The following is a 24,694-nucleotide window of genomic DNA, read 5'->3' on the forward strand; positions in this document are numbered from 1 at the left end:
CGGGAGATTCAGGCCGCCAGGCGGCGCAGCATGGCGGCAATGGACTCCACCACCTTGGCATCGTCCCAGTAGCTGTTGTGCGCCAGCGGGTTCCAGCTGCGCAGCAGCAGGCCGGCGACGCCGCCGCTGGCGTTGACGACGCGGTCTTCCACCAGCTCGTGGTAGCCGCCCGGGAGCGGCTGCAGCGGCCAGCCCAGCATGTCGTCGGGGTCGTAGAAGTTGATCCACTTGAACAGCGAAGTGGGCCGCTCGATCGGGACGATGTGCATGATCTTGTGCGCGGCGACGAACACCGGGATGTTGCATCCGGTCGTGACCAGGGCCACGCAGGTGCCGGCGCCCAGGAACGCTTTTTCGCTCGCGGTCAAGGCACGGCCCACACTGCTCTCCGCCCAGGCATCGATGTTGCGCCAGATGCCGGCGCCGACCGCCTGGCCCCTGGCGGCCTTCTGCGCATCGTAGATATAGCTCGACAAGACCTGGCAGCCGAGCGACTGCGCCACGAACACCACCGGCATGCCGGGGCGCAGCGCGTGCGCCGACAGCAGCGTTTTCGCGATCTCGCCCTGCGCCAGTTCGTAGACCGAACCGGGGATCTCCTTGCGGTTTTCCAGCCCGGCCGCGTCGCCGAAGCCGAAGAGCACGAACTTGCGCAGGTCGTGGTACCGCACGACCGCATGCGCGTGGGTGCGCTCCCAGACGTAATTCTGGTTATCCTGCAGGATCTTCTGGTAATACACGGAGCGCATCACCACCTTTCCGGCCAGCGCCCCCAGCTGCCCGCGCAGCCGGTCCATCAGCCCATCGGCATAGGTGGGCGGGGTTTCCCCCATTCCGTGCACCGTGATCAGCGCCACGTCGGCCATGGCATCCTCCCCTTCCCGCGCCCCGATTTGATGAGGATAGCGTAGCAGTTTTCGCCCCCGGCCTGCGCTGCCATGGCGTTTTCAAGCCCGAACGGGACGCGGATCGTAGCGTGGGCGGGAGACCCGCCCACGCTACGCGATAGACAATTCGAATGTTGCCACCCCATCCACGCCGCCGCGCACCCGGTCGCCCGGCTTCAGGGCCGCGACGCCGGCCGGCGTGCCGGTATAGATCAGGTCTCCCGGCGCCAGCGTGACCAGGCGCGACAGGTGGCTGATCACGTCCGCGATCGGCCAGATCATTTCGTCCAGGTTTCCCTCCTGGCGCAGCGCGCCGTTCACTTCCAGCCAGATGCGCGCATCCTGCGGATGGCCGAGGGTCGCGGCCGGAATCAGGGGGCTGCACGGCGCCGAGGCGTCGAAGCCCTTCGCCATGTCCCACGGCCTGCCTGCGTCCTTGGCAACCGCCTGCAGGTCGCGCCGGGTCAGGTCCAGGCCCACGCCGTAGCCCCACACGAGCGCCATGGCGTCAACCGGATCGATATCGACGCCACCGGCGCCCAGCGCCACCACCAGTTCGACCTCATGGTGCAGGTCCTGGGTGGCAGGCGGATACGGCACGGCGCCGCTGGCCGGCACCACGGCGTCGGCCGGCTTGGCGAAGAAGAACGGCGGCTCGCGCTTCGGGTCGCTCCCCATTTCGCGCGCATGGGCGCCGTAGTTGCGGCCGACGCAGAACACGCGGCGGATCGGGAAGCGCGCTTCGCTTCCCGCCACGGCCAGCGAAGCTTGTGCCGGTGCGTTGATGACGTAACTGGACATGCTGATCCTTTTTTTTGTGTCAGGCGGTGGTTGCCGGCGGCTGCCGCCGCGCCGCCGCGGCGCCGACCGACTCCAGGATGCGCCCCAGCGCCGTCATGTCGACCGGCTTGACCAGGTGGTGCGCGAAGCCGGCCTCGATGGCGCGCTCGCGGTCCCTGGCCTGACCGTAGCCGGTGATCGCCACCAGCACCGTGTCGCGCGTGTCCGGCATGGCGCGCAGCTGCTCGGCCAGGTGGTAGCCGTCGATGTCGGGCAGGCCGATGTCGACCAGCATGGCGTCCGGCCGCTCGGCGCGGGCCCGGCGCAGCGCCGAGCGCGCGTCGTACTCGACCGCCGTGCGATAGCCCTGTACGCCGAGCAGCTGCGACAGGCTGTCGGCCGCGTCGGCGTTGTCGTCGACCAGCAACAGCTGCAAGGGCCGGTCCAGAGGCGCGTTCTCCTCCTGCGCCGGTGCGTTGGCCCCGCCCGCATCCGGCGCCGCATCGACGCAGGGCAGCGCCAGCGTGAAGCAGCTGCCCATCCCGACGCCTTCGCTGTGCGCGCTGACCTCACCTTCGTGCAGTTCGACCAGGCGCTTGACCAGCGTCAGGCCCAGCCCGAGTCCGCCCTGCGAGCGGGCAAGCGTGCGCGCCCCCTGCGTGAACAGGTCGAACACATTCGGCAGCAGTTCGGGCGGCATGCCGGAGCCATTGTCGCTGACGGTGAAACGCATGCGCGCGTCAACGCTGGCGGGCGCCAGGGCAAGACGGATCGCCCCGCCCTTCTGGGTGTACTTGGCGGCGTTGTTGAGGATATTCGCCACGCTCTGCACCAGGCGGGTCTGGTCGCCGCGCACGTACACGGGAACGGGCGGCAGCGCCAGCTCGACCGCGTGCCCCTTTTCCTCGATCAGCGGACGCGCCTGGTCGAGCGCACCGGTGACGATGTCGCGGAAGTCGACCACGCCCAGTTTCAGCTTGACGAGGCCGCGGGTAACGCGCGAGACGTCGAGCAGGTCGTCGATCAGGCGGCTCATGTGGCGCACCTGGCGGCTGATGATGGTGCTGGTCTGGCGGATGCGCGGCTCGTCCTTGAACTGCATCGACAGCAGGCTGGCCGAACTGCTGATCGGCGCCAGCGGATTGCGCAGCTCGTGCGCCAGCATCGCCAGGAACTCGTCCTTGGTGTGGCTCAGGCGCTCGGCCTGCACCCGCGCCGCGCGCTCGCTCTGCAGCAGCGCATCGCGTTCCTGCGCGGACTTTTGCGCCACCTCGTACAGGCGCGCATTGTCCATCGCGATGGCCGCCTGCGCCGCCACGCCGGCGATGATGCGCTCGGTACGCCCGGTGAACATGCCGGGCTCCGGGTGGCCGAAGAACAGCCCGCCGAGCACGTCGCCGGAACGCGAGACCACCGGCACCGCCAGATAGCTGCGCACCGCCAGCTGCCCGGACGGCGAGCCGCTGCCGGTCCCTGATTCCGCATAGCGCGGGTCGCGCGTGATGTCGTCGCTGCGCACCGGCGACTCGCCATCGAAGGTGGGGCGCAAGACATCCGTGAAGCGCGCAGTGAACTGCGCTGTGAAAAGCGCCGTGGAACATGGTTCGCCGAGCCGCTCCATGGCCTCGCGCGAGGCGCCCGACAGGGTAAACAACTGCAGGCGCTCACCGTGTTCATCCTGCGCACGGTAGAAGAAGGCGCCGAAACGCGCACCGGCCAATTCGGTGGCGGCGTCGGTGATGGCCTGCAGCAGCGTGTCCAGGTCGAGCGTCGAGGCCAGCGCCTGGCCGGTGCGGTTGACCATCTCGAGCACGCGCTTTTCGTCGCGCAGCGATTCCTCCACGCGCGCGCGCCGCACCACTTCGCGGGTATGGCGCGCCACGTCCTCGGCCAGCGCGACTTCCTGGTCGCTCCAGTGGCGCGGGCCTTGGGCGTGCAGGTAGAAGATGGCGGCCAGGCGTCCGTCTTCGATCAGCGGCACGATCACCATCGCGCGCGCGCCGATGCTGGCATAGCCGGCCGCATACGGGGCTGCGCGCCCGTCGAGGGCGATGTCGTCGAGGCGCAGCGTGCGTCCGCCGCGCAGCTGTTCGGTGATCGCCGGCCCGAAGCTGTCCAGCTCGTGCGATTGTCCGGCCAGGCTGCCAATGCTGCCGTCGGTCCAGTCGCGGTCCACGCTCACGGTGCGGCCCGCCGCATCGATCTCGCCGTAGCCGGCCCGGCCCACGCCGAGGTAGTCGCCGGCCAGGCTGCTCGCCGCCTCCATCACGTGCACCGCATCGGTCAGGCCGCGCAAGGTCTCGCTCAGCTTCAGGTGGAAGGCGTGGCGCTGCTCGGACAGCACGCGCGAGGTGCAGTCGGACAGCACGAAATACACGCCGATGATCGCGTCGGCGTGGCGCAGCGGCGTGATCGAGGCCGAGAAATAGCGGCGTTCGAGCTTGCCGTTGCGGTGGAAGTCGGTCAGCGCGTTCTCGAAATGCGCAGGCTGGCCCGACAGCGCTTGCGCGAAGAAAGGCTGCAGCCGCGGCCAGAGTTCCGGGCGCACCCGCGGAAACGGCTGGCCCATGGCCTCGGGATGCATGTCGCCGAGGAGGTCGGCATACGCATCGTTATAGAACAGGCGCAGCTCCGGGCCCCAGGCGATTGCCATCGGAAAGCGCGCACCGACGATCAGGTCGGCGATGGCCTGCATGCCTTCCGGCCACGGATCGGCCTTGATTGCCGGTTCCAGGGAGGCGCGGCCCGGCAGGAAGGAAAGACTGCTTTCATTGCTCATCAGGATAGCCCCAGTGTGGTTCCGCGCGGGGTCCGGTCGCAGGATGGGAAGCCTGTCGCCGTGATTTGTTGTATCGCCGCCAATTAATCGGCGGATTATAACGGGCTATCCGGATGAGCCGCGCGCGTTACATTCCGGGCGGCAGCGCATCCACCGAAAAGCGAAAGCGCGACGCGGTCTGGTACACCTCGCCCGGGCGCAGGATCACGTTCGGGAAATGCGGCTGGTTGGGCGAATCGGGGAAATGCTGCGGCTCCAGGCAGAATCCGCTGCGGTGGGCATAGTCCTGCCCCTTGCCCGCCAGCGAGCCATCGAGGAAATTCCCGCTGTAAAACTGCACGCCCGGCTCTTCGGTGAACAGTTCCATCACGCGGCCCGATACCGGCTCGCGCACATGGGCTGCACGTGTCATCGCCTTGCCCTGCGGCTTGTCGAGCACGAAGCAGTGGTCGTAGCCCTGGCCGTTGCGCAGCTGGGTGTCGTCGGCGTCGATCGCGGAACCGATCGGGCGCGGCGCGCGGAAATCAAAGGGCGTGCCCTCCACCGGCGCCAGCGCGCCGGTCGGGATCGATTCGTCATCGATGGCGACAAAGGCATCGGCATCGAGGGTCAGCACGTGTCCGAGAATATCTCCGCTGCCGGCCAGGTTGAAGTAGCTGTGCTGGGTCAGGTTGACCGGCGTGGCCGCGTCGGTCACGGCGTGGAAGCGCACCACCAGTTCATTGTCGTCTGTCAGTTCGTAGACCACGGTGACGTCGAGCGTGCCGGGATAGCCCTGCTCGCCGTCGCGGCTGGTATAGGCCAGGCGCAGGCTGTCGCCGTCGACCGTGGCGGTCCACTTCACCCTGTCGAAGCCGGGCGCACCGCCATGCAGGTGATTGTTGCCGTTATTGACCGGCAGGCTGACTTCCCGGCCGTCGAGCGTAAGGCGGCCCTTCGCGATGCGGTTGCCGTAGCGCCCGATCAGGGCCCCGAAATACGGGCTGTCGCCATGGTAGGGAGCCAAGGTGTCAAAGCCCAGCACGACGTCGGCCAGCCGGCCCTCGCGATCGGGCGCGTGCAGTTCGGTGATGATGCCGCCGAAGTCGATGATCCTTGCCACCATGCCGTTCGCATTGGCGAGCGTGAATTGGGTGATGGTCTCGCCGCCCGGCAGTGTGCCGAAAGGCGCTTGCGTGATACCGGTGCGCACGTTGTTGTCATCCTTGTCTGTCGAATGCGCCGATCCTAACATGGGCCGAACACTGCCGCGCGCAACGCAGCCTGCCTGGATGCCCCCGTGCTTTCGTTACCTAATTACAACAGTCGTCTAAGTAGAACCACTTAGTTTGCGGTGGATCGTGCAGCTTTTTGGCTACGCACACATGCTTCAACAAAACCGAATAAGCAAAGAGCAAGTGAATCGTGGCATCATTTCAACTGCACTGCTAAGCTGAGCTTTTTGCAACTGTACGTTTCTGTCAATTTGAATACGACAACAAGAACGGCGTTCGGAACCCCCAATTCATCCACACTGGAGATATCAATGAAAAAGAAGAGTCTGGCCATCGCCCTGTTATCCCTCCTGCCGCTGGCAGCCGCCCAAGCGCAGACCAGCGTCCAGATCTACGGGGTTGCCGATGCCTCGATCGGCATTGAAGACACCGACGCACCGGGCGAGGACAGCCGCACCGTGATCAGCTCGGGCACCCAGTCCACCAGCCGCATCGGCTTCCGTGGCACCGAAGACCTGGGCAATGGCCTGAAAGCGCTCTTCAACATCGAAGCCGGCGTCGCCCTCGACACCGGCGCCCAGGATGCCGCCGGCACCTTCCAGCGCCGCGCCGTCGTCGGCCTGCAGGGTTCCTTCGGTACCGTGACCGTCGGCCGCGAATACGGCCCGATCGCTGCGGTGGCCCAGTCGGCCGACCCGCTCGGCCACGGCTTCTACGGTTCGACCCTGACCAGCTTCGGCACCAACCGCCTGACCCGCCGCCTGTCGAACTCGGTGAACTACAAGAGCAACGACCTGAGCGGCTTCACCGTCCTCGGCGCCTACAGCGCCGGCGAACGCCAGACCGACAACCCGTCGGGCGACCTGGCCGGCGTCGCGGTCGAATACAAGAATGGACCGCTGTACCTGGGCGCGGGCTACCAGCAGACCGAGGCCCTGGCCACCGGCGACAACAAGGAATACGCGTTCGGCGCCGGCTACAACTTCGGCGCCTTCGACCTGCGCGCGGCCTACCTGGAAGCCGACCCGACCGGCGCGAACAACGAGTACAAGTTCATCACGCTGGGCGGCGTGTTCACTTCCGGTCCGAACAAGTTCTACCTGTCGGGCCACCAGCAGAAACTGGAAACCGGCGCCAAGGGCAACGGCTTCTCGCTGGCCTACAGCTACACCCTGTCGAAGCGCACCAACCTGTACAGCTCGTACGGCCGCGTGCGCAACAACAGCCGTGGCGCGTTCGGCATGGGCTCCGCGGGCGGCACCTTCGCCCCGCCGGCCACCGCGCTCGGCGCCGATCCGTCGGTGTTCAACGTGGGTGTGCGTCACTCGTTCTAATCCAAGAACGGCGCTTCAAGGTAAAACGGCAAGCCACCGAGGCTTGCCGTTTTTTTTGGATCATGCAGCCAGTGCCTTCAGCGCCCGCTGCGGCACGCGCACCGGCTGCTCGGCGGCCGGTGCGCCGGCGCCGATGCGGAAGGCCGCCATTGCCGCGTCGAGGCTGGCCGCCTGCTCCTTCATCGCCTCGGCCGCGGCCGTCGCTTCTTCCACCAGCGCGGCGTTCTGCTGCGTCACATGGTCCATCTCCAGCACGGCCTGGTTGATCTGCTCGATACCGGCGGTCTGCTCCTGGCTGGCCGAGGTGATCTCGCCCATGATGTCGGTCACGCGGCGCACGCTGTCGACGATCTCCTGCATCGTGGCGCCGGCTTCGGCCACCAGCTTGCTGCCGCTCGCGACCTTGTCCGACGAGTCGTTGATCAGTCCCTTGATTTCCTTGGCCGCCGCTGCCGAACGCTGCGCCAGGTTGCGCACCTCGGTCGCCACGACGGCAAAGCCGCGTCCCTGCTCGCCGGCGCGCGCCGCCTCGACCGCCGCGTTCAGCGCCAGGATGTTGGTCTGGAAGGCAATGCCGTCGATGACGCCGATGATGTCGTTGATCTTGCCGGCCGAGGCATCGATGTCGGTCATGGTGCCGACCACCTGCTTGATGACCGCACCGCCACGCTGCGCCACCTGCGAAGCCGCATCGGCCAGCACGTTGGCCTGGCGCGCATTGTCGGCGTTCTGCTTGACGGTCGAGGTCAGTTCTTCCATCGACGACGCGGTCTCTTCGAGCGAGGAGGCCTGCTGTTCGGTGCGGCTCGACAGGTCCTGGCTGCCGGCCGCCACTTCCGATGCGGCCACGGTGATGGCGCCGGTGCCGCTGCGCACGGTGCCGACGGTGCGCGCCAGGTTCTCGTTCATGGTCTTGAGCGCCTGCAGCAGCTGGCCGGCCTCGTCACGCGTGGTGACGTCGATGCGGCTGGTCAGGTCGCCGGCGGCGACGGTGTTCGCCACTTCCAGCGCGCGCTGCACCGGGCGGGTGATCGAACGCGTGATCCACCATGCCACGGCCGCCGCCAGCAGCACGGCCAGCGTGCCGGTCGCCCACATCAGGCGGGTGGTGTTTTCATAGGTGCGGTGCGCCTCCTCGGCCTTCGCCATGGCGATCTTCTTCTGCAGCGCGCTCTGCTCGTTGATGTCCTTCTTCATGTCCACCAGCAGCGGGCGCAAATTCTCGGCCAGGTATTGGCGCGCCTCTTCGTCCAGTCCCTCGTTGACGAGCTTGAGCAGCTGGTCCTGGCCCTGCACGTAGCGGCCGGTGTGCTGCTTCATCCGTTCCAGCAGCTGGCGGCCCTTCGGGCTTTCCAGGGTCTTGTCCAGCTCGACCAGTATCCGGTCGATGTCCTTGCGCGCGGCGACGATCGCTTCGAACTGCCTCGCGCGGTCGCTGCGTTCCTCGAACAGCATGGTGTTGCGCAGTGCAATCGCGATGCTGTCGATGGCGCCGAGCATGCTACCCGTCAGCTCGATCTTCGGCATGCGGCTGTTGACGATTTCATCGGTACCGGCATTGATCCGGCCCAGCATCACGGTGCTCATCGCAATCATGCCGACCAGCATGGCGCAGATGAGGCCGAAGCCGAGGCCGAGGCGTTTTCCAATATTCAGATTGGCGAGGTTCATGGTGGATTCTCCAAATGCCAGGCGTCCTGCGTGGCCGGTGCTGTATGTTTATGCGGCTTTCTGCACGCTGCTGATCAGGCCGAGCTGCTCGGAGCTCATCAGCCTGTCGATGTCGAGCAGGATCAGCATCCGCTCGCCGACCGTGCCCAGGCCGGTGATGTAGTCGCCGTCCGTGGCCGCGCCCATCTCGGGCGCCGGGCGCACCTGCTCATCGAGCAGGGTGACCACGTCCGAGACGCTGTCCACCACCATGCCGATCACATGGTTCTTGATGTTCAGGACGATGACGACGGTGAACTGGTCGTAGCTCGGCTCGCCTAGCTTGAACAGGATGCGCATGTCGACGATCGGTACGATCGCGCCGCGCAGGTTCATGATCCCTTTGATGCAGGCCGGTGCGCTCGGCAACAGGGTCGGCTCTTCATAGCCGCGGATTTCCTGCACCTTCAGGATGCTGATTGCGTACTCTTCCCTGGCGAGGCGGAAGGAAAGGACTTCGTTGTCCTGGTTCGTCTTGTTAGTGTCCATATCGTGTCTTTCTATGTTTTGCCGCAAATATTATTTCCGCAACGCAAATACATTACGTCCAATCGGGTGCGGACTCGATGGAAAAAAGGCAAAACGGGGAGTTTTTTTTCCAAAATGGTGCGCAATATGGCGGGCGTGCAACGCTGTTGACTCGCTGTTGCAGAGGTGCTTGTCGTATAGAACACATATCGCACGATCGTTCGCCTCTGATAGCGGGCTGGCACGTATCGTGCATTGACAATGGGCATGCGCGACCTCGCCCTTTCACCGTCAACCCAGCATCCCGACTGGCATGCCAGCCTGCGGCTGCGCTTTGCCCACGACCAGCATGGCACCCGCCTGGCGGAACGCCGGCATGCAGGACCGCTGCGCGTGCAGAAGGCGCTGTACCCGGAAGGCGCGCAGGTCTGCCATGCGGTGATCGTGCATCCGCCCGGCGGCGTGGCAGGCGGCGACGTGCTCGACATCGGGGTCGAGGCCGGCCCGAACGCACGCACCCTGCTCACCTCTCCCGGCGCCGCCAAGTGGTACCGCGCGGGTGGCCGCGGCGCGCGCCAGACGGTGGCGTTGAGCGCGGGGCGCGATGCCTCGCTCGAATGGCTGCCGCAAGAGACCATCCTGTTCGACGGCGCCGATGTCACCCTGGAGCACGAGGTCGAACTGGCGCCCGGCGCCGCCTACATCGGCAGCGAGATCCTGTGCTTCGGCCGTGCGGCGGCTGGCGAGCGCTTTACCCATGGCGCCCTGCGCCAGCGCACCCGCATCCGCCAGGCCGGCCGCCTGGTATGGCACGAGCAGGGACGGCTCGGCGGCGGCGGTCCCGGCATGGCCAGCCCGCTCGGGCTCGGCGGGCGCCACGTGTGCGCCACCCTGCTCGGGGTCGGGCCTCCGGCGCCCGCGAACCTGCTGGCCAGCCTGCGCAGCGCCGACGCCGCACTCGGGGTCACCCAGCTCAAGAGCGTGTTCGTGGCGCGCTACCTGTGCGACGACAGCGAGGCCGCGCGCCATGCGCTCATCCGCGTCTGGCAGGCGCTGCGTCCGCACCTGCTCGGGCTCGAGGCGCGCACGCCACGGATCTGGACTACCTGAGCCGGCACACCTGAAAGAAACCCATGGACCTGAGCCCGCGCGACAAGGACAAGCTGCTGATCTTCACCGCCGCCCTGCTGGCCGAGCGCCGGCGCGCACGCGGCCTCAGGCTGAACGTGCCGGAAGCGATCGCCCTGATCAGCGCCGCCATCATGGAAGGTGCGCGCGACGGCCGCAGCGTGGCCGAGCTGATGTCCGAGGGCGCCATGCTGCTCGGCCGCGCCGACGTGATGGACGGCGTGCCCGAGATGATTCCCGACATCCAGGTCGAGGCCACCTTCCCCGACGGTACCAAGCTGGTGACCGTCCACCACCCCATTCCGTGAGCCATTCCATGAGAGATTCCATGAGCGAGGAGGCAGGCATGATCATCCGCAGACTCGACGCGCGCGCCATCGAGGGCGTGCGCACCCAGCTCGCCACCTTGCTGCTGGACGCGGTGGCGGATGGCCATTCGCTCGGCTTCCTGGCCGGCCTCGACGACATCCAGCTCGAGAACTACTGGAACGGCGTGGGAGCGGACGTCGCACGCGGCACCCGCGTGCTGCTGGCGGCCGAGCGCAAGGGCCTGCTGGTCGGCAGCGTGCAGCTCGACCTGTGCCAGAAGCCGAACGGCAGCAACCGCGCCGAACTGCAGAAGATGCTGGTGCACTGCACGATGCGCCGGCGCGGCATCGGCACCGCCCTGCTGCAGGCGGCCGAGATCGAGGCGTTGTCGCTGCGCCGCGGCCTGCTGTTCCTCGACACCGAGGCCGGCTCCGGCGCCGAGCACCTGTACACGAAAGCCGGCTACACCCGGGTGGGCGAACTGCCCGAATACTGCTGCAGCCCGAACGGCCACTGGCGCGCCACCGCGATCTACTACAAGACCCTGTTCTCGCGGGTGCGGCCATGATCCCGGGCGAGTATCTATTGGACGATGGCGACATCGCGCTCAACGCCGGCCGCCCCGGCACCGTGCTGACGGTGGCCAACGGCGGCGACCGGCCGGTGCAGGTCGGCTCGCACTTCCACTTCGCCGAAGCGAATGCCGCACTGCAGTTCGACCGCGGCGCCGCACTCGGCATGCGCCTGGATATCGCCGCAGGCACCGCGGTGCGCTTCGAGCCGGGCCAGCGCCGCACCGTCGCGCTGGTGGCCCTGGGCGGCGCGCGTGTGGTCCACGGTTTCAACGGCATGGTCGGCGGACCGCTCGAGGGACCCTAGCATGGCGACCATCTCGCGGCGCGCCTACGCCGACATGTATGGCCCCACCACGGGTGACCGGATCCGCCTGGCCGATACCGGCCTGGTCATCGAGATCGAGATGGATCACGCCATCTACGGCGAGGAAGTGAAGTTCGGCGGCGGCAAGGTGATCCGCGACGGCATGGGCCAGTCGCAGCGCGTCCACGCGCAGGTCGCGGACACCGTCATCACCAACGCCGTCATCGTCGACCACTGGGGCATCGTCAAGGCCGACGTCGGCATCAAGGACGGACGCATCCTTGCCATCGGCAAGGCCGGCAACCCGGACATCCAGCCCGGCGTGACCATTCCGATCGGCGCAGCCACCGAGATCATCGCCGGCGAAGGCATGATCGTCACGGCGGGCGGGGTCGATACCCATATCCACTTCATCTGCCCGCAGCAGATCGAGGAAGCCCTCATGAGCGGCATCACCACCATGCTGGGCGGCGGGACCGGCCCGGCGGTGGGCACGGCCGCCACTACCTGCACCCCGGGGCCGTGGCACATCCACGCAATGCTGCAGGCGGCGGATGCCTTCCCGATGAACCTGGGCTTCTTCGGCAAGGGCAACGCCAGCCAGCCCCTGCCGCTGGAGGAACAGGTCGAAGCCGGCGCGATCGGCCTCAAGCTGCACGAGGATTGGGGCAGCACCCCGGCCGCGATCGACAACTGCCTGGCGGTGGCCGAGCGCATGGACGTGCAGGTGGCGCTGCACTCGGACACGCTGAACGAGGCCGGCTTTTTGGAAAGCACCCTGGCCGCGTTCAAGGACCGCACCATCCACACCTTCCACACCGAAGGCGCCGGCGGCGGCCATGCGCCGGACATCATCGCCGCGGTCGGCCAGCCGAACGTGCTGCCCTCGTCCACCAACCCGACCCGCCCCTACACCGCCAACACCCTCGACGAACACCTCGACATGCTGATGGTGTGCCACCACCTGGATCCGGCCATTGCCGAGGACATCGCCTTTGCCGAGTCGCGCATCCGGCGCGAGACCATCGCCGCCGAGGACATCCTGCACGACCTGGGCGCGATCTCGATGATGTCCTCCGACTCGCAGGCCATGGGCAGGGTCGGCGAAACCATCCTGCGCACCTGGCAGACCGCGCACAAGATGAAGGCGCAGCGCGGTCCGCTCGCGCCGGACAGCGGGCGCAACGACAACTTCCGGATCAAGCGCTACATCGCCAAGTACACCATCAACCCGGCCATCGCCCACGGCATCGCGCACGAAGTCGGCTCGCTGGAAGTGGGCAAGCTGGCCGACATCGTACTGTGGCGCCCCGCCTTCTTCGGCGTCAAGCCCTCGATGATCCTGAAGGGCGGCATGATCGCCGCCAGCCTGATGGGCGACGCCAACGCCTCGATCCCGACGCCGCAGCCGGTGCATTACCGCCCGATGTTCGGGTCGTTCGGGGGCGCGCTGCGCAAGTCCCTGACTTTTGTTTCGCAGGCGGCTTTCGACGCCGGGGTCCCGGGCCGGCTGGGCTTGAGCAAGACCATCGCGGTGGCGCGCGGCATGCGCGGACTGCGCAAGGCCGACATGGTGCACAACGGCGCCACACCGCGCATGGAAGTCGATCCCGAAACCTATGAGGTGCGCGCCGACGGCCAGTTGCTGGTGTGCGAGCCGGCCACGTTGCTGCCGCTGGCGCAGCGCTACTTCCTCTTCTGAGGTGCAAACATGCTGACCCTGAATACCCGCATCGACACCGCATCCCAGGTGCACGACACCCTGGTGTTGCCCTGGGAGCTGCGCGAGCGCTGCCGCATGCGCGCCACCCTCGCGTCCGGCGAGGAGGTGGCGCTGTTCCTGCCGCGCGGCGCCGCGCTGCGCCACGGCGATCTGCTGCGCGGCGACGACGGCCGCGTGGTGCGCGTCGTCGCCGCGCCCGAGCCGACCTATGCGGTGCGCTGCCGCGACCCGCTGGTGCTGGCGCGCTGCGCCTATCACCTGGGCAACCGCCACACCCAGCTGCAGGTATGCGCCTGGGGCCTGCGCATGCGCGCCGACCCGGTGCTGCGCGACATGGTGCTGGGCCTGGGCGCGGCGGTAGAAGAAGAATTGGCCTCGTTCGAGCCGGAAGCCGGGGCTTATTCCAGCGCGGGCCATGGCCACGGTCACGGCGGGCAGACCCCGCTGGCCCCGTTGCCGCTGCGCCAGAAGATCCACCGCCCGATGGACGTGGACGGCGCATGAGCACCAGGATGAACGCCACCGCCCTGCTCCACCTGCTGCAGTTCGCCAGCCCGGCGCTGCCGGTGGGCGGCTACAGCTATTCCCAGGGCCTGGAAGCGGCCCTCGAAGACAAGCTCGTGGTCGACGCCGCCGGCGCCCAGGCCTGGATCACGCGCCACCTGCACGAAGTCGTCGCCCAGTGGGACGCGCCGCTGTTCTGGCGCCTGCTGGGCGCCTGCGCGGTGCGCGACGACGCCGCCTTCGCATTCTGGAGCGAGTGCTACCTGGCCTCGCGCGACACGGCCGAGTTCCGCGCCGAGACCGTGCAGATGGGTTATTCGCTGGCGCGCCTGCTGGCCGAACTGGGCGTGGGCGACACGCCGGCCGCCCTGCCCGGCGGCGAGATACCGCTGCCGGCGGCCTTTGCCTGCGCGGTCGATGCGCTCGGCGTCCCGCACGAGGAAGCCCTGCTGGCCATGCTGTTTTCCTGGGCCGAGAACCAGGTGCTGGTCTGCGTGAAATCGGTGCCGCTCGGGCAGGTGGCGGGCCAGCGCCTGCTCCTGGGCCTGCGCCCGGAAATCGAACGCGCCGCCCTGCATGCGCGCGGCGTGGGCGACGAGGCGCTGTCGAACTGGTCGCCCGGCCTGTCGATGCTGTCGATGCGGCACGAGGTGCAGCACGGACGCCTGTACCGTTCCTGAGGATGACGATGACAACTTCAACTCCCCTGCGGGTCGGCATCGGCGGCCCGGTCGGCTCCGGCAAGACCGCCCTGTGCGAGCGCCTGTGCATGGCCATGCGCGAGCATTACGACATGGCGGTCATCACCAACGACATCTACACGCGCGAGGACATGGAGATTTTGCTGCGCGCGAACGCCCTTCCGCCCGAGCGCCTGATGGGCGTGGAGACCGGCGGCTGCCCGCATACCGCGATCCGCGAGGATGCCTCGATCAACCTGGAAGCGATCGCCCGCCTGCAGGCGGATTTTCCGGCACTGGAGCTGGTGCTGGTCGAATCGGGCGGCGACAACCTGGCCGCGACATTCAGCCCCGAGCTGTCGGACCTGACGCTGTACGTGATCGACGTGGCCGGGGGCGAGAAAATCCCGCGCAAGGGCGGGCCGGGCATCACCCGCTCGGACCTCCTGATCATCAACAAGACCGACCTCGCACCCCACGTCGGGGCCGACCTGGGCGTGATGGCGCTGGACGCGCGCCGCCAGCGCGGGGACCGGCCTTTCGTGTTCACCAACCTGCGCAGCGGCGAGGGCGTGCGCGACGTCGTCGCCTTCATCCGCGAGCAGGGCCTGCTCGACCACCGTCACGGAGAACCATCATGAAACGCCTCGGCTCACTCGCCAACCTGTTCGCCTTTCTGCTCGTCAGCGTGCCCGCCTTCGCCCATCCGGGACACGGCGCGGCACCTAGCCATGCCTGGCACGAGCATGCGGCCCTGCAGGCACTGGCCTGCGCCGCGATCGCCGGGGTGCTGGCCTGGGGCGGGCTGCGCCGGCGGCGCGGCCCGCTGCCGCTGGCGATCGTCATCGCGGTCATGCTGGGCGCCGGAACGGCGGGGGCCGCGCTGCCGCTCTGAAACAATCCGAACGGTGTGCCGGCGAAACTCACGTAGAATCAGACATTACCGTATGTCCAGCAAAAAACGTGACCGGCACTACCTCTTCGATCGTCCGCAGGCCCCTGCGCGCCTACCTGTTCTGGCTGGTGCTGGCGACGCTATTGCCCGGCGTGGTCGGCGCGTCCATCCTGTTCGCCCAGCAGTACCAGAAGGCGCGCGCCCAGATCGACAAGAACACGCTGCAGACGGCGCGTGCCCTGGTCCATAGCGCCGACAACAAGTTGCGCCAGGGCCTGGCCGTCGGACAGACCCTGACCACGCTCGACGCCTTCGACACCGGGGACTTCGCCCGGGTGCACCGCCAGGCGCGCGAAGCGCTGTCGCTGGCCGGCGGAGGCATGAGCGCGGTGCTGCGCGACCGCCGCGGCCAGCAGTTGATGAATTCCCTGGTCGAACATGGCCTGCCCTTGCCGCGCGAACCTTCAGCGCAACTGGAACGCGTGTTCGCCACCGGCCAGCCGGCGGTATCGGACGTATTCATCGGCGCGGTACGCCAGCGTCCGGTCGTGAGTGTGGATGTCCCGGTGCGGGTGGACGGCGAGATCCGCTACGTCCTGAGCATCGGCATGGGGTCGGACGACTTTACGGGCATCCTGACACCGAAATCGGTGCCCGAGGGCGCGGTGGCGTCGCTGTTCGACCGTCAGGGCATCATCTTCTATCGCAACATCAACCGCGATCAGTCGATCGGGCACCCGGTCAACCCGCTGCTGCGCAACGCATTCAACCGCGCGCCGGAAGGCAGTATCGATTCGCGCTCGCGCGAGGGCAAGCCCCTGCTGACGTCCTACGCGCGCTCGTCTTTCAGCGGCTTTGGCGTCGCGATCGGCATGCCGCGCGAAATCCTGCGCGCCGAACTGCTCGGGCAGCTGGCGCTCGTGGGCGGCGTCGCCGCGGCGCTGTTCGCGATCGGCCTGTGCCTGGCATGGCTGATCGGCGGCCGCCTGGCGCGCTCGGTGCAGGCGCTGACCGGCCAGGCCGAGGCGCTCGGCAAGGGCGAGACGCCCCCGCCCATCACCGACGTGCACGTGCGCGAGGCGGCGGACGTGGCGGCCGCGATGGGCGACGCCGCGGCGCTGCTGGCGGAGCGCTCGCGCCAGCTGGCCGCCAAGGAATCGGCGCTGCGCGAAACCCACATGCTGGCGCGCTTCGGCACCTGGCACTGGAGCCTGGAAAGCGAGGAGATCGAGGTCTCCGATTCGGTGCCGCACATCTTCGGGCGCAGCCTGCCGCCTTTCGCGCAGCAGCGCGGCAGCGTGCTGGGCGACGAATCGTGGCTGCAGGTGCAGCGCCTGACCGGGGAACTGATACGCCAGGGCGGCAGCGGCAAGCTGCAGCTGCATGCCGTCCACGCCGACGGGCGCCGCATCTGGCTCGACTACCGCGCCGAGAGCGTGCATGGCCCGGACGGACGGGTGGTGGCGCTGCGCGGCAGCATGCAGGACATCACCGAGCGCGTGCGCGCCGAGGAGGCCCTGCGCCAGGCCGACCAGCGCAAGAACGAGTTCCTGGCGATGCTGGCGCACGAGCTGCGCAACCCGCTGGCGCCGATCTCCTCAGGCGCCCAGCTGCTCGGCCAGGACGGCCTCGACCCGGCGCGCACCAAGCAGATCAGCGCCATCATCGCGCGCCAGGCGCGCCACATGGCCGGCCTGGTGGACGATTTGCTCGATGTCTCGCGCGTCACGCGCGGCCTGGTGGTGCTGGCCAAGGAGCGCATCGACATCAACGCCGTCGTGCTGGACGCGGCGGAACAGGTGCAGGCGCTGGTGCACGGCAAGGGCCATCAACTCGATGTGCGGCTGATGCCGCAGCCCGGCTTCGTGCTGGGCGACCGCAAGCGTCTGGTGCAGGTGGTGGGCAACCTGCTGCACAACGCGGCCAAGTTCACGGACCGCGGCGGCCAGATCGCCGTCACGGTCAGTGGGGCCGGCGAGGCCGTGCTGGTGGAAGTGCGCGACAACGGCATCGGCATGCTGCCGAGCGAACTGGAACGCGCCTTCGACATGTTCGTGCAGGGCGAGCGCACGCCCGACCGCTCGCTCGGCGGCCTGGGCATCGGCCTGGCGCTGGTGCGCAGCCTGGTCGAGCTGCACGGCGGCAGCGTGCACGTTTCCAGCGCCGGCCAGGGCATGGGGACCAGCTTCACGGTGCGCCTGCCGCGCTGCGTGGAGCGCGGCGCCGGCACGGAAGATAGCCTCGACTTCGTCACGGCGCAGGGAAGGCGCCTGAAAGTGCTGGTGGTGGACGACAACGTCGACGCGGCCCAGATGCTGGCGCTGTACGTGGGCGCGCAAGGCCATGAACTGCGGGTCGAACACGATTCGCTCGAGGCGCTGGCGCAGGCGGCCGCGTTCGCGCCGGACCTGTGCCTGCTCGACATCGGCCTGCCGGAGATGGACGGCTACGAGCTGGCGCGCCGCCTGCGGCGCCATCCGGCCACCGCCGGCGCGACCCTGGTTGCGGTGACCGGCTACGGCCAGGAACAGGACCGGCGCAACAGCGCCGCGGCCGGCTTCGACCACCACCTGGTCAAGCCGGTGGACATGGCGAGCCTGGACAAGATCGTGGCCGGCGTGGCCGGCGCATGGGTCAGCGCGTAGTGCAATGCGCTGCTTCCCGTTGCGGCAGCGTGGCCGGTGCGCCTATACTCGTCATTTACTGAACAGGGGCCCGCCATGACCATCACTCGTCGCAGCACCATTGCCGCGCTGGCCGCCCTGCCCCTGGCCGCCCAGGCCACCCCAGAGAGGAAGGAAGCGACACTCATGTACGGATTGATCGGAAAAATGCGCGCCCAGCCGGGCCAGCGCGACGCCCTCATCGCCATCCTCCTGAAAGGCACGGCGGCGATGCCGGGTTGCCTGAGCTACGGCATCGCCAAGGACAAGCTGGAAGCGGACGCGCTGTGGATCACCGAGACCTGGGTCGACCAGGCCAGCCACAAGGCTTCGCTGTCGCTGCCCGCCGTGCAGGCGGCGATCGCCAAGGGCCGGCCGCTGATCGCCGGCTTCGGCGAGCGCTTCGAGACCGAGCCGGTGGGTGGGCACGGCACCATGTCGAAAAAGTCGCTATAAAGCGTCTAACAAGCCCCCAGGGCAAGGCGCATCGTCGAAGACAGTACGCTAGTACGGCGAGACGAATGCAACGCAGCAATGGGGGGTTGTTAGGCGCCCGTCAAGCGGCGGTGGGGGCGCCGGCGAAGGGCCGGGCATCCACCGGCAGGTCGATGACGAACACGGTGCCATCCTCGACGGAGCTGGACATCAGCACACTGCCGCCGTGCGCCTCGGCCACGCGCCGCACGTAAGGCAGGCCCAGGCCCCAGCCCTCGCCCTTGTTTTCCCCGAGGCCCTGGTTGCCGGCGCGGCGGAAGAGCTGGAAGATGCTCTCGCTGTCTTCCGGCGAGATCGGCGGTCCCTGGTTATGCACCATTACCTGCACGCGCCCGACCGTGGTCGATACCGTCACGCAGATCGGCGCTTCGCGCGCGCCATACTTGATCGCATTGTTGACCAGGTTTTCGATCGCGCGCCGCACCGCCTCACCGCACCACCAGCCTTCTACCGCCTCGTCTCCCGGCACCAGTTCGATCGGATGGAAGGCCTCGGCCGACCCTACCACCTCACGCACCAGCGCCACCATGTCGAAGCGCTCGATCTGCAGCGCTACCTTCCCGGTCTTGCAGAAGGCGATGCGGTCGAGCAGTTCGCGTGTCATGCCGTCGATGCGCTGGGTGCTGGCCACGATCTTGTCGGCGTAGCGGCGTACGCTCTCGTCGCTGCTCGTGTGGTTGATCATCTCGGCCGCCAGCTGGGCGGTGGACAGCGGAGTGCGCAGGTCGTGCGCCATCGCCGCGACGAACTGCTCGCGCAGCGCCGCCTGCACCACCGTGAAGGCATTGGCGCTTTCGCGGATGGTGGCGTCGAGGTGGGCCACCAGCGTGGCGCGCTGGCTTTCGTCGAGCGTCACGCCGTGGCGCGCCAGTTCGCGCAGCAGGACGTCGCGGAAGATCTGCAGCTCGTGGATCAGGGCGGTGGCGTCGTAGCTCGTCAAGCGCGCACGCTCGCCGCCATGCTCGCTGGCGACGGCGCCGAGGTCGGTGACCACGCGCGCCGAAAAGCCCGGCGTGAGCAGCGCGGCGAGGGTGTCGAAGTAGGCCGGCAGCGTGTTCGCCAGGATCGGCACCGGCAATTCCCTGGCCTGCGCCACCGTGCCGCGTACCTCGTCCATCCAGGCATCCAGGATCGGCTCGCGCAGGGCCACGATGGCCCGCGTGACGGGCGAGAGCTCGGGATCGTCCGGGGACAGGTGTCCGGTCAGGTTGGCATTCATTGCTGCTCAGTACGTCTGAGATATCGGTCGCGTTGTCAAATGAGAACGTGATCCGAGTCTACACGACGGTTTTTATGCGCGGCGCGTGAATGCCAGCGAGACTAACTCATCAGCTTAGCTTATGAATGAACTTGCACTATTAGCAAAGCTGATAAATCAAGCCTTTGCCTTCAGGTAGTCCATGTATTTTGCCACCCCGGTCGCCACATCGGTGAAGGGCTCGGCATAGCCGGCGGCGCGTAGCGCGCCGATGTCGGCCTGGGTAAAGCTCTGGTATTTGCCCTTCAGCTTGTCCGGGAACGGCAGGTATTCCAGCAGGCCCTGGTCGACGATCTGTTCCAGCGTGAGCGGCGTGCCGCCCTCGTTCGCCAGTGCATTCACCGTGGCCACCGCCAGGTCGTTGAAAGGCTGGGCGCGGCCGGTGCCGAGGTTATAGACGCCGCGCTTGTCCGGGTGGTCGAGGAAGAACAGGTTCACCTTCACCACGTCGTCGATGTAGATGAAGTCGCGCATCTGGGTCCCGGCTTCGTAACCTTCGTTGGCGCCGAACAGCTTGACCTTGCCCTCTTTCTGGAACTGGTGGAACTGGTGGAAGGGCACCGAGGCCATCGTGCCCTTGTGGCCTTCGAGCGGGCCGTACACGTTGAAGTAGCGCAGGCCCACCACCTGGCTGCCGCTGCCCATGCCGTGCTGCTGCCAATGGCGGCGCATGTACTGGTCGAACAGGAATTTCGAATAGCCGTAGACGTTGAGCGGCCGCTCGTGCTGGCGCGCTTCCTTGAAGACCGTGCCGCCGCCGTACACCGCGGCCGAGGAGGCGTAGATGAAGGGAATACGCTCGCGCTGGCAGTACTCGACCAGCGCGATGGTGTATTCGTAGTTATTCCTCATCATGTAACGTCCATCGGTCTCCATGGTGTTGGAGCAGGCGCCCTGGTGCAGCACCGCCGAGAACTTGCCGTCGAATTCGCCCGCCTTCAGGCGTACGACAAAATCTTCCTTATCAAGGTAATCGGCCACTTCGGCATCGACGATGTTCAGGAACTTCTCCGGACGCGACATGTTATCGACCGCGAACACGCTGAATGGCTTGCGCGTTGATAACGCGTGGACCAGGTTGGCTCCGATGAAGCCTGCTGCGCCAGTAACGAGTATCATTTTTTTACCTCTTTCAGTTCAATCAGGCTGCCAGCATCGGCTGCAGCGGCTGCCACACATCGGTGGGCAAAATCTGTTTCATGCAATTCTGGTGGCCCAGCGGGCACTCGCGCTGCTGGCAGGGCGAGCACTCGATGTGCAGCCACAGCACCTTGGCCAGTTGCGACAGCGGCGGCGTGTGGCGCGGATCGGTCGGGCCATAGATCGCCACCACGGGACGGCCCAGCGCGGCGCCGATGTGCATCAGGCCGGAGTCGTTGGTCACCACCACGGCCGCGCGCGCGATCAGGGCGATCGCCTCGCTCAGCGAAGTCGAACCGGCCAGGTTGTGCGCCTGCGGCACGATGGCGGTGATCTCGTCGCAGACGGCGCGGTCCTTCGGTGAACCGAGCAGCAGGATCTGTGCGTCCGGCCGGTTGGCGCGGATGGTTTGCGCCAGCTCGGCGAAGTAGGAAGCCGGCCAGCGCTTGGCCGGGCCGAATTCGGCGCCGGGCGCGAAGGCCACGTAGGTACCCGGCGGCAGCTGCAAACGGGCGATGGCGGCGTCGGCCATTTCTGGCGCCACGACCATCTCCGGCTCGGGCAGCCTCTCTAGGCGCGCTAGAAGGCGCACCGGCTCGTCGGCCAGCGCCGCGTAAAACTGCGCCATCGGGCGCGGGGCAGCCTTGTCGTCGTGGTGCATGACGTTGACCAGGCCGTAGCGCATCTCGCCCTTGTAGCCGACGCGCCGCTTGATGCCCGCCAGCCAGGGGATCAGCGCGAACTTGAGCGTGTTCGGCAGCACGTAGGAATCGGCGTAGCCGCGCGCCCTGAGCATCTTCGCGAAGGCCTTGCGCTCCTTCCACTGCAGCGCGCCGTGCTTGAAGGGCGATTCGATGACCTCGTCCACTTCGCGCATCGCGCGCCAGACCGGCGCGACCCAGGTCGGCGCCAGCACGTCGATCGGGCGATCCGGATGCTGTTCGCGCAGGCGGCGCAGCAGCGGCTGGGCCATGACGGCGTCGCCGATCCAGTTGGGGGAGATGACAAGCGTGCGCAACATGGGTCTTTCGTCTTCCTGCAATGTGATCCGCGATTATAACAATCGCTGCCGCCAGCCGGCGGGCGTCGCCTCCAGGCGGTGAGTCAGACCAATGCGTTCCATGAAGACCTCGTCATGCGACACCACCACCAGCGCGCCCGTGTATTCGCGCAGCATCGCTTCCAGCGCCTCGGTGGATGCCAGGTCGAGATGGTTGCCCGGTTCGTCGAGCAGGAGCAGCCGGGCCGGCGGATCGGCGTACAGCGCGCAGGCAAGCGCCGCCTTGAGGCGCTCGCCCCCGCTCAGCTGTCCGGTGGGCAGCACCAGCTTGTGCGCGTCGAGGCCGATCTGCGCCAGCCAGGTGCGCAGCCGGTCTTGCCCTGAGCCGCGGTTCAGGTCCAGCAACTGGTCGATGGTGCTGCGGGCCGGGTCGAGCGTGCCGAGGCGCTGGTCGAGCCAGGCGCAGGCCGGGTCACGCGCGGCGTGTCCAGCCAAGGGTTTGAACTCGCCGGCGATCACTTTCAATAGCGTCGACTTGCCGCTGCCGTTCGGCCCTGTGATGCCGATGCGCTGCCGGCCTGTGATGACCAGGCTGATGCGGCGCAGGACCGGCAGTGCGAACGGCAGTTCCACATCCGTGAGTTCGGCGACGCGGCGCTGCGCGGCGGCGTCCACCTGCGTGGCGTGCAGGCGCACGGCGCCATCTTCGCCGAGCGCCTGCACCGCCTCGCGCACGCGTTCACTGAGTTCCTGGCGCGCTTCGTCATGCTGCTGGCGCAGGCGGCCGGCGCTGTTCTCGCTGCGCTCCTTCTGGCGTCCCAGCAAAATCTTCGCCTGGTTCGCCGTCTTGCCCTCGCGCGCGCCTTGCGCCTGGCGGCGCTGCTGGCGCTCGCGCTGTTCGCGCATGCTGCGCTCCTCGCGCCGCATCGACTGGCGCGCGTGTTCGACCTCGCGCAGGGCGTGTTCCTGTTCGGCGGCGCGCGCCGCGGCATAGAAGGCATAGTTGCCGCCGTAGCTGCGCAGGCCCTGCGGCGACAGTTCGACGATGCGCTTCATTTGCCCCAGCAGCGCGCGGTCATGGCTGACGACGATGAGTCCCCGCTTCCACCCACGCAGCTGCGCCGCCAGCGCCGCGCGGCTAGCGCCGTCGAGGTGGTTGGTGGGCTCGTCGAGGATCAGGAATTCCGCGTTCGAGAGCATGGCGCCCAGCAGCGCCACGCGCATGGCTTCGCCGCCGCTCAGCGTGCCGGCCGGCGTGCCGGCGTCCAGATGGCCAAGGCCTGCCGCGTCCAGCGCGTGCCTGAAGCGCGCCGGCAAATCCCAGCGCTCGCCGACCAGCTCGAAATCGGACTCGGCGATGCTGCCGGCGTCGATGCGCGCCAGGGCCTCGAAGACATCCTGCACGCCGGCAAGGAGGGCCACCGAGCCATGCATGGCCTGGTCGACTTGCTGCGACAGGTAGTGCACCGTGCCTGAGCGGATGCAGCGACCGGAAGATGGCGCAAGCTCGCCTGCCAGCAGGCGCGCCAGCACGCTTTTGCCCACGCCGTTGCGGCCGACCAGGCCGGTGTGGTGCGTGTCGAATTGTTCGGTGAGGCCGGACAGCAGGGCCCTGCCGTCGGGAAGAATGAACGAGGCGCTGTCGAGCGCCAGGTAAGGGTGCGTCATGCGTACCTCCAAGGATGCCGGAACTCCCCTGCGTTATGCGGGAAGGTGGGAGAACTGGCCGTCAAGCAGACGGCGGCATCAATGGCGCATTGGACGAACACCTCCAAAATGAATGTAGGGGAATGATATCAAAATTTGGTGGGTCGGAAGCGTAACCACGCCGAGTCCGCAGGACTCTGCCTGGTTCCACCGTGGAGCAACAAAAATGGCCACCCGAGGGTGGCCATTTTCTTATTTCTTGGCGGAGAGAGGGGGATTCGAACCCCCGGTAGGCTATGAACCTACACACGCTTTCCAGGCGTGCGACTTAAACCACTCATCCATCTCTCCTGATGGGGTCTCGTGTATCCACGAAGCCGCCTATTATAGCAATAATTCTCTGCTATACAAGACTGTTCCTGCATGCGTCATGACGCACCCTCGACCGGCCAGCGCCGGCGCCACGGTCTGAGCACCTGCCGCACCGGGTTCACCTGGGTGCCGACCTCATCCTCTCCTACCAACCCGCGCCGCTTCAGGTGACGCAGCGCCACCTGCACCGCCGACTTCGATAGCCCCGTCCTGACCGCGATCGTCTGCAGGCTCGCCGGCACCTGGTCGCGCCCAAGCGCCTCTGCGCTCGTCAACAAATACAGGTAGACGACGAAGGCGGCCGGACGCCGGTCGTGACCGACCAGGTCGGGCATCAAGACTTCGAACACATAGGCATCGAGCAAAGACTGGCGGGTAGTCATAAAAACTATAGTAGTTAAACGCACACTCAGCCGCGAGTCTCCCACGATAATGCTCGCCACGACAAGCACAACGAACCACCATGATCACTCAACTTAAATTCGTCAGCATCCCAGTGTCGGACCAGGACCGCGCCCTCGCCTTCTACACTGAACAGCTCGGCTTCGACATCGCCACCGACCAGCCGATGGGCCCGGGCAAGCGCTGGATCGAACTGCGCATCGCCAATTCGAGCACGCGCGTCGTGCTATTCACCCCGGACGGGCAGGAAGACCGCATCGGCAGCTTTTTCAACGGCTCCTTCGCCTGCGATAACGTCGAGGCCACCTATCGCCAGCTGAGCGGGCGCGGGGTTGAGTTCATCGAGCCGCCGACCGTGCAGCCTTGGGGTTCGTTCGCGAAATTCCGTGACCCGGACGGTAATACTTTCGTGCTGTCCTCCTCCTGA

At 67.3% G+C, this 24,694-nt stretch carries 24 protein-coding genes and 1 tRNA gene; 13 read left to right on the forward strand and 12 right to left on the reverse strand.

Features of this window, described 5'->3' with window-relative positions; translation table 11 throughout:
• Window positions 1-8 precede the first annotated feature (8 nt).
• From AC56LU_RS23385 to AC56LU_RS23400, 4 genes are all read right to left on the reverse strand, one after another.
• Complete coding sequence (locus AC56LU_RS23385; RefSeq protein WP_497177997.1) at window positions 9-866, reverse strand: hypothetical protein; 858 nt, start codon at window positions 864-866, stop codon at window positions 9-11.
• A gap of 132 nt (window positions 867-998) precedes the next feature.
• The gene (locus tag AC56LU_RS23390; RefSeq protein ID WP_497177998.1) at window positions 999-1,688 is read right to left on the reverse strand and encodes a fumarylacetoacetate hydrolase family protein; all 690 of its coding nucleotides are present in this window, start codon (window positions 1,686-1,688) and stop codon (window positions 999-1,001) included.
• 19 nt (window positions 1,689-1,707) lie between these two features.
• Window positions 1,708-4,446, reverse strand: coding sequence for an ATP-binding protein (locus AC56LU_RS23395; RefSeq protein ID WP_497177999.1), 2,739 nt, complete (start codon window positions 4,444-4,446; stop codon window positions 1,708-1,710).
• 127 nt (window positions 4,447-4,573) lie between these two features.
• Window positions 4,574-5,638, reverse strand: a complete 1,065-nt coding sequence (locus tag AC56LU_RS23400) for an aldose epimerase family protein (protein WP_497178000.1) — start codon at window positions 5,636-5,638, stop codon at window positions 4,574-4,576.
• Window positions 5,639-5,971: 333 nt separating this feature from the next.
• Here AC56LU_RS23400 and AC56LU_RS23405 point away from each other — a divergent pair, with 333 nt between their 5' ends.
• Entirely contained in the window at window positions 5,972-6,994 is a 1,023-nt protein-coding gene (locus tag AC56LU_RS23405; protein WP_497178001.1) for a porin, read from the forward strand.
• 60 nt (window positions 6,995-7,054) lie between these two features.
• On the opposite strand, the gene AC56LU_RS23410 is transcribed toward AC56LU_RS23405, so the two are convergent.
• Together AC56LU_RS23410 and AC56LU_RS23415 are read right to left on the reverse strand one after the other, a co-directional pair.
• Window positions 7,055-8,665, reverse strand: coding sequence for a methyl-accepting chemotaxis protein (locus tag AC56LU_RS23410; RefSeq protein ID WP_497178002.1), 1,611 nt, complete (start codon window positions 8,663-8,665; stop codon window positions 7,055-7,057).
• Window positions 8,666-8,713: 48 nt separating this feature from the next.
• Window positions 8,714-9,193 (reverse strand): chemotaxis protein CheW, encoded by a 480-nt coding sequence (locus tag AC56LU_RS23415; protein WP_497178003.1) that lies wholly within the window; start codon window positions 9,191-9,193, stop codon window positions 8,714-8,716.
• Window positions 9,194-9,439: 246 nt separating this feature from the next.
• Between AC56LU_RS23415 and AC56LU_RS23420 the strand changes: the two genes are divergently transcribed.
• The 11 genes from AC56LU_RS23420 to AC56LU_RS23470 all read left to right on the forward strand — a co-directional run bounded on the left by AC56LU_RS23420 (window position 9,440) and on the right by AC56LU_RS23470 (window position 18,409).
• Window positions 9,440-10,282, forward strand: a complete 843-nt coding sequence (locus AC56LU_RS23420; protein WP_497178004.1) for an urease accessory protein UreD — start codon at window positions 9,440-9,442, stop codon at window positions 10,280-10,282.
• Between the two features lie 23 nt (window positions 10,283-10,305).
• A complete protein-coding gene (locus tag AC56LU_RS23425; RefSeq protein ID WP_497178005.1) occupies window positions 10,306-10,608 on the forward strand; it encodes an urease subunit gamma in 303 nt (100 codons plus the stop codon).
• Between the two features lie 38 nt (window positions 10,609-10,646).
• Entirely contained in the window at window positions 10,647-11,177 is a 531-nt protein-coding gene (locus tag AC56LU_RS23430; protein WP_497178006.1) for a GNAT family N-acetyltransferase, read from the forward strand.
• Window positions 11,174-11,488, forward strand: a complete 315-nt coding sequence (locus AC56LU_RS23435; protein WP_497178007.1) for an urease subunit beta — start codon at window positions 11,174-11,176, stop codon at window positions 11,486-11,488. The genes AC56LU_RS23430 and AC56LU_RS23435 overlap by 4 nt, the downstream gene beginning before the upstream one ends.
• A gap of 1 nt (window position 11,489) precedes the next feature.
• Window positions 11,490-13,190 (forward strand): urease subunit alpha, encoded by a 1,701-nt coding sequence (ureC, locus tag AC56LU_RS23440; protein ID WP_497178008.1) that lies wholly within the window; start codon window positions 11,490-11,492, stop codon window positions 13,188-13,190.
• 9 nt (window positions 13,191-13,199) lie between these two features.
• Window positions 13,200-13,715, forward strand: a complete 516-nt coding sequence (gene ureE, locus AC56LU_RS23445) for an urease accessory protein UreE (protein WP_497178009.1) — start codon at window positions 13,200-13,202, stop codon at window positions 13,713-13,715.
• Between the two features lie 8 nt (window positions 13,716-13,723).
• Complete coding sequence (locus tag AC56LU_RS23450; protein WP_497178045.1) at window positions 13,724-14,395, forward strand: urease accessory protein UreF; 672 nt, start codon at window positions 13,724-13,726, stop codon at window positions 14,393-14,395.
• A 2-nt stretch (window positions 14,396-14,397) separates the two neighbouring features.
• Window positions 14,398-15,036 (forward strand): urease accessory protein UreG, encoded by a 639-nt coding sequence (ureG, locus tag AC56LU_RS23455; RefSeq protein WP_497178010.1) that lies wholly within the window; start codon window positions 14,398-14,400, stop codon window positions 15,034-15,036.
• Window positions 15,033-15,290, forward strand: coding sequence for a hypothetical protein (locus tag AC56LU_RS23460; protein WP_497178011.1), 258 nt, complete (start codon window positions 15,033-15,035; stop codon window positions 15,288-15,290). The genes ureG and AC56LU_RS23460 overlap by 4 nt, the downstream gene beginning before the upstream one ends.
• A 68-nt stretch (window positions 15,291-15,358) precedes the next feature.
• A complete protein-coding gene (locus AC56LU_RS23465) occupies window positions 15,359-17,935 on the forward strand; it encodes a hybrid sensor histidine kinase/response regulator (RefSeq protein WP_497178012.1) in 2,577 nt (858 codons plus the stop codon).
• Window positions 17,936-18,010: 75 nt separating this feature from the next.
• Window positions 18,011-18,409 (forward strand): putative quinol monooxygenase, encoded by a 399-nt coding sequence (locus AC56LU_RS23470; protein ID WP_497178013.1) that lies wholly within the window; start codon window positions 18,011-18,013, stop codon window positions 18,407-18,409.
• A 100-nt stretch (window positions 18,410-18,509) separates the two neighbouring features.
• Here the strand turns inward: AC56LU_RS23470 and AC56LU_RS23475 are convergent, their stop codons facing one another.
• The 6 genes from AC56LU_RS23475 to AC56LU_RS23500 form a co-directional block, all read right to left on the reverse strand.
• A complete protein-coding gene (locus AC56LU_RS23475) occupies window positions 18,510-19,667 on the reverse strand; it encodes a sensor histidine kinase (protein WP_497178014.1) in 1,158 nt (385 codons plus the stop codon).
• A gap of 156 nt (window positions 19,668-19,823) precedes the next feature.
• Window positions 19,824-20,825 (reverse strand): ADP-glyceromanno-heptose 6-epimerase, encoded by a 1,002-nt coding sequence (rfaD, locus tag AC56LU_RS23480; RefSeq protein WP_497178015.1) that lies wholly within the window; start codon window positions 20,823-20,825, stop codon window positions 19,824-19,826.
• A 22-nt stretch (window positions 20,826-20,847) separates the two neighbouring features.
• Complete coding sequence (gene waaF / locus AC56LU_RS23485; RefSeq protein WP_497178016.1) at window positions 20,848-21,867, reverse strand: lipopolysaccharide heptosyltransferase II; 1,020 nt, start codon at window positions 21,865-21,867, stop codon at window positions 20,848-20,850.
• Between the two features lie 33 nt (window positions 21,868-21,900).
• Window positions 21,901-23,514, reverse strand: a complete 1,614-nt coding sequence (locus tag AC56LU_RS23490) for an ABC-F family ATP-binding cassette domain-containing protein (protein WP_497178017.1) — start codon at window positions 23,512-23,514, stop codon at window positions 21,901-21,903.
• Window positions 23,515-23,753: 239 nt separating this feature from the next.
• Window positions 23,754-23,844, reverse strand: a tRNA-Ser gene (locus AC56LU_RS23495).
• Window positions 23,845-23,921: 77 nt separating this feature from the next.
• Window positions 23,922-24,248, reverse strand: a complete 327-nt coding sequence (locus AC56LU_RS23500; RefSeq protein ID WP_497178018.1) for a helix-turn-helix domain-containing protein — start codon at window positions 24,246-24,248, stop codon at window positions 23,922-23,924.
• An 80-nt stretch (window positions 24,249-24,328) separates the two neighbouring features.
• On the opposite strand from AC56LU_RS23500, the gene AC56LU_RS23505 reads away from it, so the two are divergent.
• On the forward strand, window positions 24,329-24,694 hold the full coding sequence (locus AC56LU_RS23505) for a VOC family protein (RefSeq protein WP_497178019.1): 366 nt from the start codon (window positions 24,329-24,331) through the stop codon (window positions 24,692-24,694).

The sequence above is a fragment of the Telluria sp. PB2R4 genome (assembly GCF_059685695.1).

Coding starts and splice junctions, on each gene's coding strand:
- AC56LU_RS23430 (WP_497178006.1), top strand. CDS start 10,647: ATGATCATCCGCAGACTCGACGCGCGCGCCATCGAGGGCGTGCGCACC.
- AC56LU_RS23475 (WP_497178014.1), bottom strand. CDS start 19,667: ATGAATGCCAACCTGACCGGACACCTGTCCCCGGACGATCCCGAGCTC.
- ureG (WP_497178010.1), top strand. CDS start 14,398: ATGACGATGACAACTTCAACTCCCCTGCGGGTCGGCATCGGCGGCCCG.
- AC56LU_RS23410 (WP_497178002.1), bottom strand. CDS start 8,665: ATGAACCTCGCCAATCTGAATATTGGAAAACGCCTCGGCCTCGGCTTC.
- ureE (WP_497178009.1), top strand. CDS start 13,200: ATGCTGACCCTGAATACCCGCATCGACACCGCATCCCAGGTGCACGAC.
- AC56LU_RS23425 (WP_497178005.1), top strand. CDS start 10,306: ATGGACCTGAGCCCGCGCGACAAGGACAAGCTGCTGATCTTCACCGCC.
- waaF (WP_497178016.1), bottom strand. CDS start 21,867: ATGTTGCGCACGCTTGTCATCTCCCCCAACTGGATCGGCGACGCCGTC.
- AC56LU_RS23415 (WP_497178003.1), bottom strand. CDS start 9,193: ATGGACACTAACAAGACGAACCAGGACAACGAAGTCCTTTCCTTCCGC.
- AC56LU_RS23500 (WP_497178018.1), bottom strand. CDS start 24,248: ATGACTACCCGCCAGTCTTTGCTCGATGCCTATGTGTTCGAAGTCTTG.
- AC56LU_RS23390 (WP_497177998.1), bottom strand. CDS start 1,688: ATGTCCAGTTACGTCATCAACGCACCGGCACAAGCTTCGCTGGCCGTG.
- ureC (WP_497178008.1), top strand. CDS start 11,490: ATGGCGACCATCTCGCGGCGCGCCTACGCCGACATGTATGGCCCCACC.
- AC56LU_RS23420 (WP_497178004.1), top strand. CDS start 9,440: ATGCGCGACCTCGCCCTTTCACCGTCAACCCAGCATCCCGACTGGCAT.
- AC56LU_RS23490 (WP_497178017.1), bottom strand. CDS start 23,514: ATGACGCACCCTTACCTGGCGCTCGACAGCGCCTCGTTCATTCTTCCC.
- AC56LU_RS23460 (WP_497178011.1), top strand. CDS start 15,033: ATGAAACGCCTCGGCTCACTCGCCAACCTGTTCGCCTTTCTGCTCGTC.
- AC56LU_RS23395 (WP_497177999.1), bottom strand. CDS start 4,446: ATGAGCAATGAAAGCAGTCTTTCCTTCCTGCCGGGCCGCGCCTCCCTG.
- rfaD (WP_497178015.1), bottom strand. CDS start 20,825: ATGATACTCGTTACTGGCGCAGCAGGCTTCATCGGAGCCAACCTGGTC.
- AC56LU_RS23435 (WP_497178007.1), top strand. CDS start 11,174: ATGATCCCGGGCGAGTATCTATTGGACGATGGCGACATCGCGCTCAAC.
- AC56LU_RS23470 (WP_497178013.1), top strand. CDS start 18,011: ATGACCATCACTCGTCGCAGCACCATTGCCGCGCTGGCCGCCCTGCCC.
- AC56LU_RS23450 (WP_497178045.1), top strand. CDS start 13,724: ATGAACGCCACCGCCCTGCTCCACCTGCTGCAGTTCGCCAGCCCGGCG.
- AC56LU_RS23405 (WP_497178001.1), top strand. CDS start 5,972: ATGAAAAAGAAGAGTCTGGCCATCGCCCTGTTATCCCTCCTGCCGCTG.
- AC56LU_RS23505 (WP_497178019.1), top strand. CDS start 24,329: ATGATCACTCAACTTAAATTCGTCAGCATCCCAGTGTCGGACCAGGAC.
- AC56LU_RS23385 (WP_497177997.1), bottom strand. CDS start 866: ATGGCCGACGTGGCGCTGATCACGGTGCACGGAATGGGGGAAACCCCG.